This window comes from Sphingobium sp. V4 (genome assembly GCF_029590555.1).
GTDB lineage: Bacteria > Pseudomonadota > Alphaproteobacteria > Sphingomonadales > Sphingomonadaceae > Sphingobium.
This window is the reverse complement of sequence record NZ_CP081001.1, coordinates 1,062,263-1,074,671: the sequence shown is the minus strand read 5'-3', so window position 1 is coordinate 1,074,671 and position 12,409 is coordinate 1,062,263. Positions and strand designations below refer to the sequence as shown.

General features: G+C 58.6%; 9 protein-coding genes and 3 pseudogenes. 2 read left to right on the top strand and 10 right to left on the bottom strand.

Annotation, left to right across the window (positions count from 1 at the left end; genetic code table 11):
* Nucleotides 1-172: 172 nt before the first annotated feature.
* Nucleotides 173-640, bottom strand: a complete 468-nt coding sequence (locus K3M67_RS05610) for an oxidoreductase C-terminal domain-containing protein (protein WP_285832532.1) — start codon at nucleotides 638-640, stop codon at nucleotides 173-175.
* Between the two features lie 69 nt (nucleotides 641-709).
* On the opposite strand from K3M67_RS05610, the pseudogene K3M67_RS05605 reads away from it, so the two are divergent.
* Nucleotides 710-1,474 (top strand): annotated as a pseudogene (locus K3M67_RS05605) (DDE-type integrase/transposase/recombinase); the annotation flags it as partial.
* A 96-nt stretch (nucleotides 1,475-1,570) separates the two neighbouring features.
* On the opposite strand, the gene K3M67_RS05600 reads toward K3M67_RS05605, so the two are convergent.
* On the bottom strand, nucleotides 1,571-2,797 hold the full coding sequence (locus K3M67_RS05600; RefSeq protein ID WP_285832531.1) for an IS110 family RNA-guided transposase: 1,227 nt from the start codon (nucleotides 2,795-2,797) through the stop codon (nucleotides 1,571-1,573).
* Between the two features lie 242 nt (nucleotides 2,798-3,039).
* Here K3M67_RS05600 and K3M67_RS05595 point away from each other — a divergent pair.
* Nucleotides 3,040-3,282, top strand: a pseudogene (locus K3M67_RS05595) (integrase core domain-containing protein); the annotation flags it as partial.
* Here the strand turns inward: K3M67_RS05595 and K3M67_RS05590 are convergent.
* From K3M67_RS05590 to K3M67_RS05555, 8 genes and pseudogenes are all read right to left on the bottom strand, one after another.
* A pseudogene (locus K3M67_RS05590) lies at nucleotides 3,280-3,855 on the bottom strand (FAD-dependent oxidoreductase); the annotation flags it as partial. The pseudogenes K3M67_RS05595 and K3M67_RS05590 sit on opposite strands and share 3 nt — an antisense overlap.
* Before the next feature lie 129 nt (nucleotides 3,856-3,984).
* On the bottom strand, nucleotides 3,985-4,302 hold the full coding sequence (locus K3M67_RS05585) for a 2Fe-2S iron-sulfur cluster-binding protein (protein ID WP_285832530.1): 318 nt from the start codon (nucleotides 4,300-4,302) through the stop codon (nucleotides 3,985-3,987).
* Between the two features lie 291 nt (nucleotides 4,303-4,593).
* Nucleotides 4,594-5,595, bottom strand: coding sequence for a DUF2889 domain-containing protein (locus K3M67_RS05580; RefSeq protein ID WP_285832529.1), 1,002 nt, complete (start codon nucleotides 5,593-5,595; stop codon nucleotides 4,594-4,596).
* 386 nt (nucleotides 5,596-5,981) lie between these two features.
* On the bottom strand, nucleotides 5,982-6,716 hold the full coding sequence (locus K3M67_RS05575; protein WP_285832528.1) for an alpha/beta fold hydrolase: 735 nt from the start codon (nucleotides 6,714-6,716) through the stop codon (nucleotides 5,982-5,984).
* 82 nt (nucleotides 6,717-6,798) lie between these two features.
* The gene (locus K3M67_RS05570) at nucleotides 6,799-8,352 is read right to left on the bottom strand and encodes a phosphotransferase family protein (protein WP_285832527.1); all 1,554 of its coding nucleotides are present in this window, start codon (nucleotides 8,350-8,352) and stop codon (nucleotides 6,799-6,801) included.
* Between the two features lie 75 nt (nucleotides 8,353-8,427).
* Nucleotides 8,428-9,477: an NAD(P)H-dependent amine dehydrogenase family protein gene (locus K3M67_RS05565; protein ID WP_285832526.1), complete on the bottom strand. Its 1,050-nt coding sequence runs from the start codon at nucleotides 9,475-9,477 to the stop codon at nucleotides 8,428-8,430.
* A gap of 61 nt (nucleotides 9,478-9,538) precedes the next feature.
* On the bottom strand, nucleotides 9,539-9,853 hold the full coding sequence (locus K3M67_RS05560; protein ID WP_285832525.1) for a hypothetical protein: 315 nt from the start codon (nucleotides 9,851-9,853) through the stop codon (nucleotides 9,539-9,541).
* A gap of 109 nt (nucleotides 9,854-9,962) precedes the next feature.
* Nucleotides 9,963-12,368, bottom strand: a complete 2,406-nt coding sequence (locus K3M67_RS05555) for a TonB-dependent receptor (protein ID WP_285832524.1) — start codon at nucleotides 12,366-12,368, stop codon at nucleotides 9,963-9,965.
* Between the last annotated feature and the right edge of the window lie 41 nt (nucleotides 12,369-12,409).

Genomic DNA, 12,409 nt, shown 5'->3' with positions numbered 1-12,409 from the left:
GCCGAGCAGCAAAATGCCCAAGAATACCAGCGGCGTTTGGATGTCGCGCAGCGAGGAGATCAATGTCAGCCTCCGCTTTTCGGTCGAGGTCACCTTTCATTCAGCCGGAGGATAAGATTCAAGCGGCATCACCTCCTTGAGTGGGATCGATGCATCGGCGAGGCGGGCCTTGTCAGGTTTGCCCCTCCCTCGACCAATTTCCGATCCTGAACATAGTCCTTGGTCGCGTTAACGCAGTCGAGCACGATAACCCGATAACCCGGCCGTCCTTCAAATAGACGACCGAAAAGCTGCGCGCGCCTGTATCGCCGCGAACGATCGCCTCATCGAAGCTGATCGACAGGTCCACCGCCTGCCGGCGCAAGTCATATAAGTTCGACCAAAACCAAGACACGGCATAGTAATCGACCGGCCGGCGGTGATCGCCTCGCGACGACATTTGCCTGGTCGTTGGCATTCTCAGCCAGATCGTAGCGCCGTCGGCAAAGGCGTGGCTGTGCGCAGCGCAATCGCCAATCGCGAAGATGTCAGGCAAGCCGGTGCGGCATTCCGCATCGAAGGCGACGTCATTGACGCTCTCAGCACCCGCCGCGATCAACGGCGGGACGGCAGGAATGATGCCGATGCCGACTATCACCATCTCGCACGCTAGATGTTTGGTCCCGGCGATTGATGGTGCAATATCCGCAAGCGAGTGGAAGGACGCACTATGGGACAGATTTTACACGGGAGCGCCCGCACGACAGAGGCAGTGCGTCGAGCAATACAGCATAGTCAAGAGAGCCTGAGAGTTCTGGCAAAGCGCCACGGGGTCAACCAGAAGACGGTCGCCAAATGGAAGAAGCGGTCGTCGACGGCGGATCTGCGTACTGGGCCGAAGGAAGCCAGGTCCACGACGCTGACGGTTGAGGAGGAGGCCGTGGTGGTGGCCTTTCGCCGTCACACATTGCTGCCGCTGGACGACTGCCTCTATGCGCTACAGGCGACGATCCCGCACCTGACGCGATCTTCGTTGCACCGCTGCCTCCAGCGCCATGGCATCAGCCGGTTGCCCGATGTTGATGGCGACAAGCCCGCACGCAAGAAGTTCAAGGCGTATCCGATCGGCTACTTCCACATCGATCTCGCCGAGGTGCGAACCGAGCAGGGCAAGCTCTATCTGCTGGTGGCCATCGACCGGACCTGCAAGTTCGCCTTTGTCGAACTGCATGAGAAGGCCACTCGCCGCGTCGCTGGCGACTTCCTGCGCCATCTCGCCGCAGCCGTGCCATACCGCATCCACACCGTGCTCACCGATAACGGGACGCATTTTACCGATCCGGCCGGAGATGGTTGGACGCCGGAGGACATCAAGGAAATGCGGGCGCAAAAACTGCCGTTTCGCTGCCACGCCTTCGAAGCGGCCTGCGCCGACCTCGACATCCAGCACCGTCTCACCAAACCACGTCATCCGTGGACCACGGATGGGATTGAATAGCCCCTTTCGCGCAGTGGTGCTATTTTCTCCGAGTCTGCGGGCGACCTCGTGGCGAAGAGTTGGGCTGGAGGTGAAGGCCCGACCACGTTGCCTTCATTGTCGTGCCTCCTCTGAGGCGCTCGCAGGCACCCTACTGCCTCGCTTCGTCCAACCCTCGGTTAGTCGCTTGTACGCGGCTTCGGCTCGTTCGCCGCGTTGCCGCTCCTCCTGCCGGGACTTGGTCAAGTTGTACTCGTACCCGGCGCCGCGCTGACCTCGGCGAGCGGGCTGGCCGGATCGCAGCTCGAGATCGCGCAGCTTCTTTGCGTGGAGCGCGGGACGGACCCACGCATAGTCCTGGCCGCGCGTGAGCAGATGCCAGACGATGACCGCAATCTTGCGAGCGACGGCGACCGCGGCGACGTGCGTGCCGCGCCGCCCGCGGACGCGTTCGTAGAACGCCCGAAGCGGGCCGGGTGCTCGAACCGCCTGCCATGCTGCCTCGACCAGCATTGTCCGGGCGTGGCAGGGACCCTGCTTGGTGATACGGCCATGCCTGGCCGGGCTGTTCCCCGATTGATGCACGCTGGGATTCAACCCAAGGAAGGCGACTAGACGCCCGGGGCTGGTGAAGCGGTCGACAGGCCCGATTGCCGCGAGCAGGCCGACCGCGACAACCATGTCGATGCCAGGGATCGTCATGAGCCGCTTCGTCTCGGCGCTCGCTAGCGCATCACGCGCGAGCTCGCGTTCGAGAACCCGAAGGTCCTCAGTCAGCCGATCATACTCGCGCAGATGCCGCTCGATCGCCGCGGTCTCGTCGTCGGGGAGCAGTTGCGCCAGGAGCCAGGCGCGACCCTTCGGACCCGCGATGTCGGCATGGGGGCATTGCGGCACAAGGTGAGCGTGCAGGATCGCCTGGATCATCGTCTTTAGTCGCACGCGTTGACGCACGACCTGATTGCGCCGTGTCACCTGCCGGCGAAGGCTCATCGTCTTCTGATCCGGCACCCACACCTCGGGCAAAAAGCCGCTCGCGTACAGACGAGCGAGCACCGTCGCGTCGATGACGTCGGTCTTGATCCGCGCTTTCGCGATCAGATGCACCTGCCGTGGGTTGGCAATGACCACCCGACCAACGAAGGGGGCGACGGCCTCCACCACCGCCTGAGCGTTGCCGGTTGCCTCCACGACGATATGATCCTCGTGCGTCAGCTTGGCGGCGAACGCGGCCAGGTGCTCGCGCGACATATTCACGCGACCCAGCCGGACCAGCCTGTCACCGTCGATCATCACCGCCTCGGCAAACGTGCGGTGGATATCCATTCCTATCACCCGCATGATCTTCCTCCTCGTTCAGATCGGAAGCGTGCGGGCAACACGGCAACTACGGATTCGCGCTCGCAGCGCATCCGGGCGGACCGCAGGGGCGGCCAAATAACGGCTCGGGCTCACAGCCCATGGTCTTAAGTCGGCCTGCCCGCACTCACGTGCTTCCAGCGCCCCAGAACCCGGATGGTCTCACCATAGCGCCGATCCGAAGATCAGCCGAGTCTTGAAGCGCCGCCGCCTTCATGCCGGATAATGGCCAGGTCGAACGGATGAACCGGACAATCAAGGAGGCGACCGTCAAGCGCTACCATTACGAGACGCACCATCAACTCCGGCTGCATCTTGGTGACTTTGTCGCAGCCTACAATTTTGCTCGTCGCCTGAAGACCCTGCGCGGCCTCACACCCTACGAATATATCTGCAAATGCTGGGAAAATGAACCAGGGCGATTTATATCAAACCCGCACCATCAATCGCCGGGACCAAACATCTAGGACCTCGCGGTCGTGCAGGCGGACGCCGATCGCCTTACCGTAGACGTCCTCGATGCAATCCACCTGCGCACCAAGGCACACCTCGACTCCATGCGCGCAATGCTCGGCCTCCTAGAAGCGCGCCAAAGGCTCGCCAGCAACGCGCGCGAGCACGACAACCTTCTTGCCAAACTTGGCGAGGACCGCGGCCGCCTCGAGCCCGATATATTCACCCCCGATCACCACCGCTCGGGTGACGTTCGGCATTTCGGCCAACATCCGGTCGCCGTCGGCCCGGGTCCGCACCATATGCGCGCCAGCCGAGTTATGGCCGGCGCAGGCCAGGCGCCGCGGCAAGCCGCCGGTCGCCCAGACCAGATATTTCTGGCCGATCGCGGCGCCGTCATCGGTCGTGACTGTGCACGCGACCGGATCAACCGAGACGACGCGGCAGCTGAGCAACATGTCGACATTGCGCTCGTCCCAAAAAGCGGCCGGGCGTTCATAGGGAGGCTGGGACTCATCGCCGATGATCGCGATCGAGCCTTCAAATTTAGCCTGGCACAACGCGATCGCCGCCTGGGCGCCACCATGTAATCAGGACATCAAAGCTTCTCATGCGACTGCCCTAAACATCTAAACATGAGGAAATGACGATCAGACCGACGAGGCTCATGCGACGTGTCGGAGCCCGTGCTGCTACACCGGGATAGGCGCATGACCTCAGTCTTCGGGTGCGATGCGAACCTTAAGCCCGTCGAGCATGTCGCTAAATGAAATTTGGCAGGCAAGCCGCGAATTACTCTGCCGATGGTCGGAGCTATCGAGCAGGTCGTTCTCATCATCGCTGATCGGCGGAAGCGCCTCCGTGAAATCATCATCGACGTAGACGTGACAGGTCGCGCATGAGCAGCAACCGCCGCACAGCGCCAAAAGTTCGTCAAAGTTCGCGTTCCTGATGATTTCCATCAAGGAGAGCCCGTTCGAACACTCGATAGTTCGTTCGATGCCTTCGCGATTTGTTACATTCAAAACTGGCATATCTTCAGTATCCGTGCCCTATTCGTTCAGCGTACCAACGTACGTAGCCCTCCATGAAAGTCGAGATAAAATGAAGTGCGATTGGTCGTCTATCCTCACGGTAATTCATCACTTCGCGAACCAAGGACGTTCTCGACGCTGCTTCCACATTCCCGAAGAGCTCATTCCATTCACAAGGCATGGCAAGCTCCGATAAAACTTTTAGATCGCGCCACTAACGTCGCGATGCGGAAAGCAGATCGCCAGAGCCGTCGACGCTGTAGCTTCGGCCAAAGCAGGCTGCACCGCAGATCACATGCCACGACCCGCAAAAGCCTCAGTCTGAAGCCGGTCAGCGAGCATTCCTGCTTCGGATAGCGAACGCACGGCATCGTTTAGGTGCGTGCATCCCAGCGGTCCGCGCAACTCGGCCAGCACGGTCTGCCGCAGTTCGGCGAGCGACGAACCCACAAGGGCCTTCAGATTGAGCGGTGCCCCGCGGCACTCGGTATAAGGAAGCGTTCCGGGTTCGGCGGATATAGACGAGAGCCGCCATCCGTCGTTCGCCCGCTCCGCACTTGCCTGCAAGCGATACTCGTGAATTGCGGAGCGATGGACCGGGTCATGCAAGACACCACTATCCTGGAACAACGCGTCCATCATCAACCGGCCATCGTCGAACCAGACATCAATACGCCGCAACCGCCTCACCGTACCGTCGACATCCGGGCCGAGCTCGTGGAACCCGAGCGGATCGTCATACGGCTCCATCGGCGGAACAATGTAGCTGAGCTTCAGATTGGTGAAATCATCAAAGGCCGTCGACCCAGCGGCATAGCCGACGCAGACATCCTCCATGTGGCCCCGGTTCCAGCCGCTATGCTGGCCCACCCACTTAACTTTGATCCAGCCTGATATGATGTTGGCCCCGACGAAATCGTCAAGCAAAAGCGCGAGAGGGCGGGCGCGATACGCCGGATCGCTCACCGCGGGCGCAATGGCGCGCCGGAAGCCCGATCGCGCATGCTGCCCAACCAAATCCAGGTCGGCAGGCAATGCGGGAACGGTTTCGATGCTGGCTATGACATTCGCCTGATCTATGACGGCGTGCACATTGTCGGCCATCAGTATCTCGACATCCGTCATACCCCGCCGCGTTAGCAGATCGCGTCCGTGGCCATGCAACTGCAGCGAACCCGCGCCGCCATCCGGCCAGGACAATTGGATCGATGTAGTCCGGCGAATCGACCAGGGCTTCCTTGCAGGCGCTGCCAGCAAGGAAAATCGCTCCGGGGAAGTCTCGATCAGCTTCATGTATTTCTGCAGTCCCTTTCAAGAAACCGTACTGCCCGCCGGAACACGCCTCTTTCGCCCTGATCGAGCGGCTCTCTCGGTGCGGATATTCGGAGGGCCAGAGAACACTATATGGCGGTATCGGATTTGTCCACCAACTGGATGTTTGAGGCCCGTTCGATAGCCACCAGGCGCATTCTCGAAGTGAGTCTTTCCAGTCTTATCGCCCGCCGATCAAGTAGCGTATGTGGTCCTGACCCGCACCCCTGTCGTTCACCCCTCTTGGATTTCAACCAAGGAACTCAAGAGGGCTGGCGCGGCCACCACAAACCTCACAATCTGAGCAAGATTGAGAATCCACGGCGCACATGATCGTGTATAAGAATGCGCCCCGGGGCACCCGCCTATCAGCCTGCTTTCGCCGCAAACGCCGCCGCCGCTTCGATAAGATAGACCGCGAATTCTTCGGGCGCCTGAACGAAGGGGGAATGCCCCGTGTCCATGGTGAACACGGGCCAGCAAGGCATGGCCGCCTGTTGTTTACGCTGAAGATGGAGCGGATGCGCGTTGTCCTGGAGGCATTCGACATAAGCACGCGGCACTGTTCCGTACCGTGCCTCGCTAATGGACAGGCAATCGCGCAAGGGACGCGTCGGCTGCGGCATCAGCCGCGCGACGGCGGAACGGACATCCTCCTTCGCGCAGCCATTATAGAATATTTCTGCAGCCGCCGCCGGATCCGCCATCAACGTGCCCCCGTCATCGCTCACGCGAAATCCCGGCGAGTGGCTGTTCCCACCATTGTGATTACCGAACGCCTGCCCTCCGTTCGGAAGCAGAATCGCTGCGACATATACCAACCCGAGCACCGCATGCGCCGCCCGCTCGGCGGCGTCACTTATGGTGATGCCGCCGAGGCTGTGACCAACCAAGACGGCCGGTTCGCCTACCCTATGAGCGAGATCAGCCACGAACCCGCCAGTCATCTCAAGCGTGACATGTTCCGGGGATATGTTGTCCATGCCAGATCCCGGCAGGTCGGGCGCAATCGCCTTGTGTCCCGCGCGTTCAAGATGGGGAACCACCTTCTCCCAACACCACCCTCCATGGAGCCCGCCGTGCACGAGAATGAACGTTGTCATCGCCTAGCTATCTCCGCTCATCTGGCATTTTCCTTACATCTCTCACCAGCGATGCCGGGATTCACAGAAGAACACAGACGGATCACGAACAATCCGCCAGGATTCGCGATAACGCCCTGCGCTGCAACGAATCCTGATAGCTCGCATAGGTGGCCCATCGCAGGTCAGGGTTTTCACCCGTGTAAAACGCATGCTTACAAAGCTGTGTGTAGATCACGTTTCGGACCGCCACCCAGACACGGTAATAACGTGCAGTCTCTTCCAGATAATCGCCGCCGCCATGGCGCTGGTATTCGGCCAAGAACTCGTCCCAAGGCATGATGGCCTCGATGGAATTGCGGGCGTAGGCAAGTTCTTCGACAGGGTCGCCGAGGTGGAACAACTCCCAATCTAGGATGGCGGCAATTCTGTTGCCCGAAATTAGCAGATTATGGACACCGATATCACCGTGTATCAGGGAGAGCCGCTCTGGTCTGGGCGGCAGATTTTCCTCCAGCCAGCACAGACAGCATTCGATGAGCCCATCTGGTTCGAGCTTGCTTTCCAGCCACAGGCGCCTCGCATTGTCGATCAGGGGTCTCATTGGGTGCTCGCCCGTATCTTCGGGGAGGCCGAATTCGGCCGGATTCATGGCGTGCAGCCGCGCCAGGATGCCGGCGATATGCATACCGATGGCAGGGCCGCAATCCGGCGCAACAGCGCCCTGCATCCCGCCAGCGGGTTCGGCATCGACTTTGCGCACCGCAATAAAGGCCAGCCCCACAGCGTCCGGGTCCGGTTCCACCCAAAGCAACTCGGCCACCGGAAAGCCGTGCCTATACGCAGCCGCAAGGACCGGCGCCTCATTTACCGCTTTCGTATCTGTGGAGCCTCCCTGTCGATCCATCCGCACCACGATCGACGTCACTTCCTCGCTTTCCAGGCCCTTTACATCAACCAGGAGCGTGGTCTTCGACGATCCGCCGGGCAGTTCCTTGAAAGATGTAACAGCCAGATTCTTGCGCTCAGGAAACCGATCGATGAGATACCGCTCGAAGCTTTCGCGGGTAACCCGGACATATTTCTCTGCTTCTGTCGCATAGTGATCGGCCCTCGTCTGCGAGGCATCGTCGAGTTTCTGCCGGGATTCGCCGTAAGCAGAGGCAAATGCGCTGAAAAGCGTGTCCGCTTCTCGATCTCCCGCCGCGCATGCACGCATCAACGGCGCGGCGATCCGCTCGAGCCAAGTATGAATGACCCGGTGAGCCTGTTCGAGCTCGGCAAGCGGTAGATGAGCTACATCGCCGCAGGCGTCGGCGTCGACGCTAATGGCGAGCGCCTCATCCTTCCCGATAGCCCCGTTGCCTGAAAGTAATGCAGCGGCTTTACCGAGGGCCCCGGCCTGTTCCTTGATCCTATCCGCCAAAATCGCGGGCCACGATTCATGACTGGCGATCAAGCGGTCGAGCGCCTCCACGCTAAAATTGCAAATGGTCCGAGCCATCGGTGACGCAAGTTCTTCAGCCACATGAGACCGTAGACCGTGCCGGATAGACGCAAGTACAAGCAGATCTGCGCGCGACAGCGATATCACGGCGGGGCCATGATCGAAATCATTTTCCGGCAGGACAGGCCTCACCGCTTTTGTCCGCTGCATGCATCACTCCTCGAAATCAACCTATGTCGTTGGTCCGTCATGTGCGTACGAAAAAACATATTTCGCGCCGCGCGATCATTGCCCCCGTCCCAGGCCTGCATCCGCGCGGCCGCTCATTGGCGGCAGTTCAGCCAGCGTGGCGAATCCTGGTGCGGCTTCGCATGTTTGTGGGACGGCGTTGACCAGGCAATTCGCTGTCGCGCGGACCACGGGCGGGTCCATCTGTCCCTGAAACGCCGCCTCGAAACCACGACATGACCATGTCAGCGTCGGATCTCCTTCGATTTCGACCTCCCAACCCCGCTCTATGGCGATCGAGCACTCAGTTGGCGCGCCGGAAGGCCAGTATTTCGTATAAGTGAAGACCGGCTGGCCACGCGCTGTCGCCTGCACTTCGAACAGTTGGGCTCCAGCGGTCCCCTTCTTGATGAAACCGATAGGCGTGTCGAAATCCTCGGTCGCGGCCCAGACCTGGTGACGGCTGCAGATCTCCTCATCGATCGCAAAACCCATTCTCCCGCAGATGAGTTGGAGGCTCTGGCTGTACCAGGGCAGAACCCAGCCGCGCAGGTTCGGATTGTCGTAAGCGTCTTCCAGCGAGCGGCCGAATTTCATCCGTTCTCCAACCAGTAATGGTGAGGGATATTCGGCCGGCTTGCCGCCTTCCTTCACATGAATGTGGCGGATATTCGTGCTGAGCGTGCTCATCAGCATGGGAAGGACGATGGTCAGCTGCCCCGGCGCGATCCCCCCGCCCAGCAACGTGGATCCCCCCTTTCGGCAAGCGCCGACAATCCGCTCGCGCTCGGGCCCGGAAGGGATAAAGTTATAGGGGCAGCCGGTCACCACATTCTTGCCAGATTCGAGCAAGGCGCAGATGTCATCGATGTCATGCAGAATCGGAACATAGATCACGCAGTCCGCCGGCATGGCGATTATCCCGGCCTTATCGGTCGTGGCAGTCACCCCGGTCAGCCCGGTGCCCGCGATTTCTCCCGCATCGCGCCCACTCTTCGCGTCACTCGTCACATAGCAACCCACCAGTTGCATATCGTCACGACCGACGATCGCCTTGATCGCACTCTGTCCAACCGTTCCGGTTGCCCATTGAATAACCCGAAACATCGCTCTCCTCCGTCGTCGCTTGGCGGTGCCCCCATGAAGCTCACCCTATGCAAGAGCCACTCTATTCAGGTTGGAAGTAGGGCGCCTTACGCAGCAGAATGATGGATTCAGAAATGATGCACTCATACAGCTTTTTGGAAATCCGAGGAAAATCCTCATGCTCACGCCATTTCTGAATACCATCCACCAACATGTTGGCGTCCTCGATCTCCCAGAGATGAATGAACGTGCCCACCCGGTCGGTAACGGTCGAAAAGGCGTGCATCATTTTGAAGCCGAAGCCTCCCATCAAGGGAATAAATTCTTCCATGACCTCGCTGAATTGCTGGCGCATAGGCGAATTGATAACGATCGTGGCCTGATAATAGGATGCCATCACTATCCTCCGTTATCGACATGCTTTTATCCGTTGATCATATTCTATGATTAAGCAAGCAACAGCCAAGCAGGATCGCGATCCAGCGCTCGTCCAAGGCCAGTATCACTTAAAATTTCCATCCGACTTCTAACGCGACTTCCCGGGGTCGCGTAAATATTCCAGAAAACTCGTTGCGGATTCCTGTTCCGGCCGCCGGCTTATCTTGGGTAAATAGTGCCTTGTACTGGTTTGTCAGATTGCGCACCAAAAGGGAAATCCGCCAACGCTCGCGTTCGTCTTCAACAGAAACTCCAGTGTTGATGCGTACAAAGCCCGTTTCCATGGAAGCCGGTGCCAGAGCGTCATTCGGATTCTGCTTGCTGGTATATGTTGCGTCAGCGTTCAGCGTCAGATTAAGCCCGTTAGAGACAGATACTGTGTAAACCGTTCCAAGCGTTGCAGCCCAATGGGGTGCGCGCGGCGCGGTTCTGCCGCTTAAGTCCTGAACGCCTCCGACGCAGCCTTCCGCCACAGTTTGAGCCGCAAAGCAGGCTGCACCGACAAATTCCTTAAAATGAGTGTCATTGTAGCCGACAGAGCTGTTGAAGGACAAATTACGCGAAGGACGATAAGTGCCCTCGAGCTCAATGCCCTGCACTAGCGACTTGCCGGCATTGTTCGTAAGGAAACTCAACTCGGACGCAATGAATGTGGTCACCTGCTGGTTCGTGTAGGTGTACCGGTATGCCGTCGCCTGCAACGTGGCCCGTCCGTCGAGCAATCGCGCCTTGTAGCCGATTTCGAAGCCTTCGTTCTTCTCCGGTTTGAAGCGCGTATTTGCATCTGTGTTGATCGGACGAAGAACGGCTGGAGCTGAGAAACCACCGGAACGATAACCAGTCTTGTACGTGAGATATATGTTCTGATCTTCATTAGGATGCCAGGTTAACGTAGCCTCTGGCGAGATATTATTCTCTGACTGACTACGGATGAACAGATCGCCTTCCGGTCGGAAACCAGCTGCGGCGGCGGGATTCACATAAACATTGCCATCCTCGCCCGCCTTTTTGGTCCGTGTGTACCGCGCACCACCCGATAGCTCTACATTGTCGAGAAGGGAGAGAGTGCCCTGTGCAAAGGCAGAATACGTGTCCGTATCATAGTCGAATATTCGAATATAAGTGAACCGACGACCGTTGACCACTCCTGGCCGGGGGTCCGGTCTGAGCGCGGTCTGTGCGGAGTCGCTTTCGTTGAACTGCTTTTCCTTTGAGTAGAACGTCCCGATGCTAAAATTGAATGGACCTTCCAATTGGCTTTGCAACCGGAACTCCTGACTGAAACCTGACGACTTTTCATACTGGTATGTGGCATTGACGCCATAACTGGTATTGACCAGATTACCCAAGCCCTCATATTTAAGCGCATAATATCCGGTGACGGACGTCAACAGAACTGCCCCGAAGTCGTAGGAAAGCTCAAGCACACCCAGATCGGACGTTGTCTCGATGAACGATCGCGAGTCCCGCGGATTGCGCATGCCGTAAGTGAGCGCGGGGATCGGATCCGCCAACGCTGTCACTCGGTCTGCGTTGCAGTCAGCATAAGGATCTATCAGACCGGAGGTATGAGGCCTGCTATCACTGGAGCCACGGCAATAAGCCTCGTAGGCGTTGTTTTGACCGTTGGAGATATAGTTCGAATGAGTGTATTTAAAACGCGCCGTGAAATCATCCGTCGGCTTCCATAGCGCCGTAAAGCGCGTTCCCCAATTGCGATCACGCGGTGTTCGCTTGCTCGAAGCGCCTGGGGATATCTCACCTGCCGTAGGTAGGCTCGGCGGCGAAAGCAGAGGTTGCGCATTATTGCGCATATAACCCTGCATTTTATCGTATCGACCGGCAATACGAATAGCGAATGTGTTCGTCAGCGGCGCCGACAATCCCGCTTCGATATAGTGTTGATCCGCACCGAACTCATATCCGGCGCGGCCCGCAAACTCGAGTTGGCTGCCGGGATCTGCCGTCTTGATTGAAATCACGCCTGCAGGACTATTTTTACCGAAATAGAGTGCCTGCGGCCCTTTTAAAACCTCCACTTGGCGGATATCGAACATCGACTGAGTGACAATACGGGGACGTCCTACAAAGATGTTATCCAAATTCAATGCGACCGCTTGACCCGTTCCAACGTCCACACCGAAGTTACCGATCCCGCGAACGGTCATGCCCCCGCCATTGCCGCTGGTGAGGCGAACAATCGAAACAAACGGGATCGTCTCAGCGATCTTTGCCAAGTCGTCGGCGCGGGCTTTAGCGAGTTGTGTGCCGGAGACGACACTAACCTGGACAGGAACCTTGAGCAAAGTCTCGTTACCCCGCCTTGCGGTCACCACTATGTCCGACGTACCGACAGTCGACCGGCGCTCTGCACTTTCATCGTCCAACGCATCTTGCGCCCATACCGGCGTGATGCCGAGCGCCGATGAAGAACCAAGAAAAGCAACGGAAGCCACGAGCTTACTTCTTTTCATTTTTTCCTCCCCTGTCTGATATACTTGCTTTTTTTCGAACC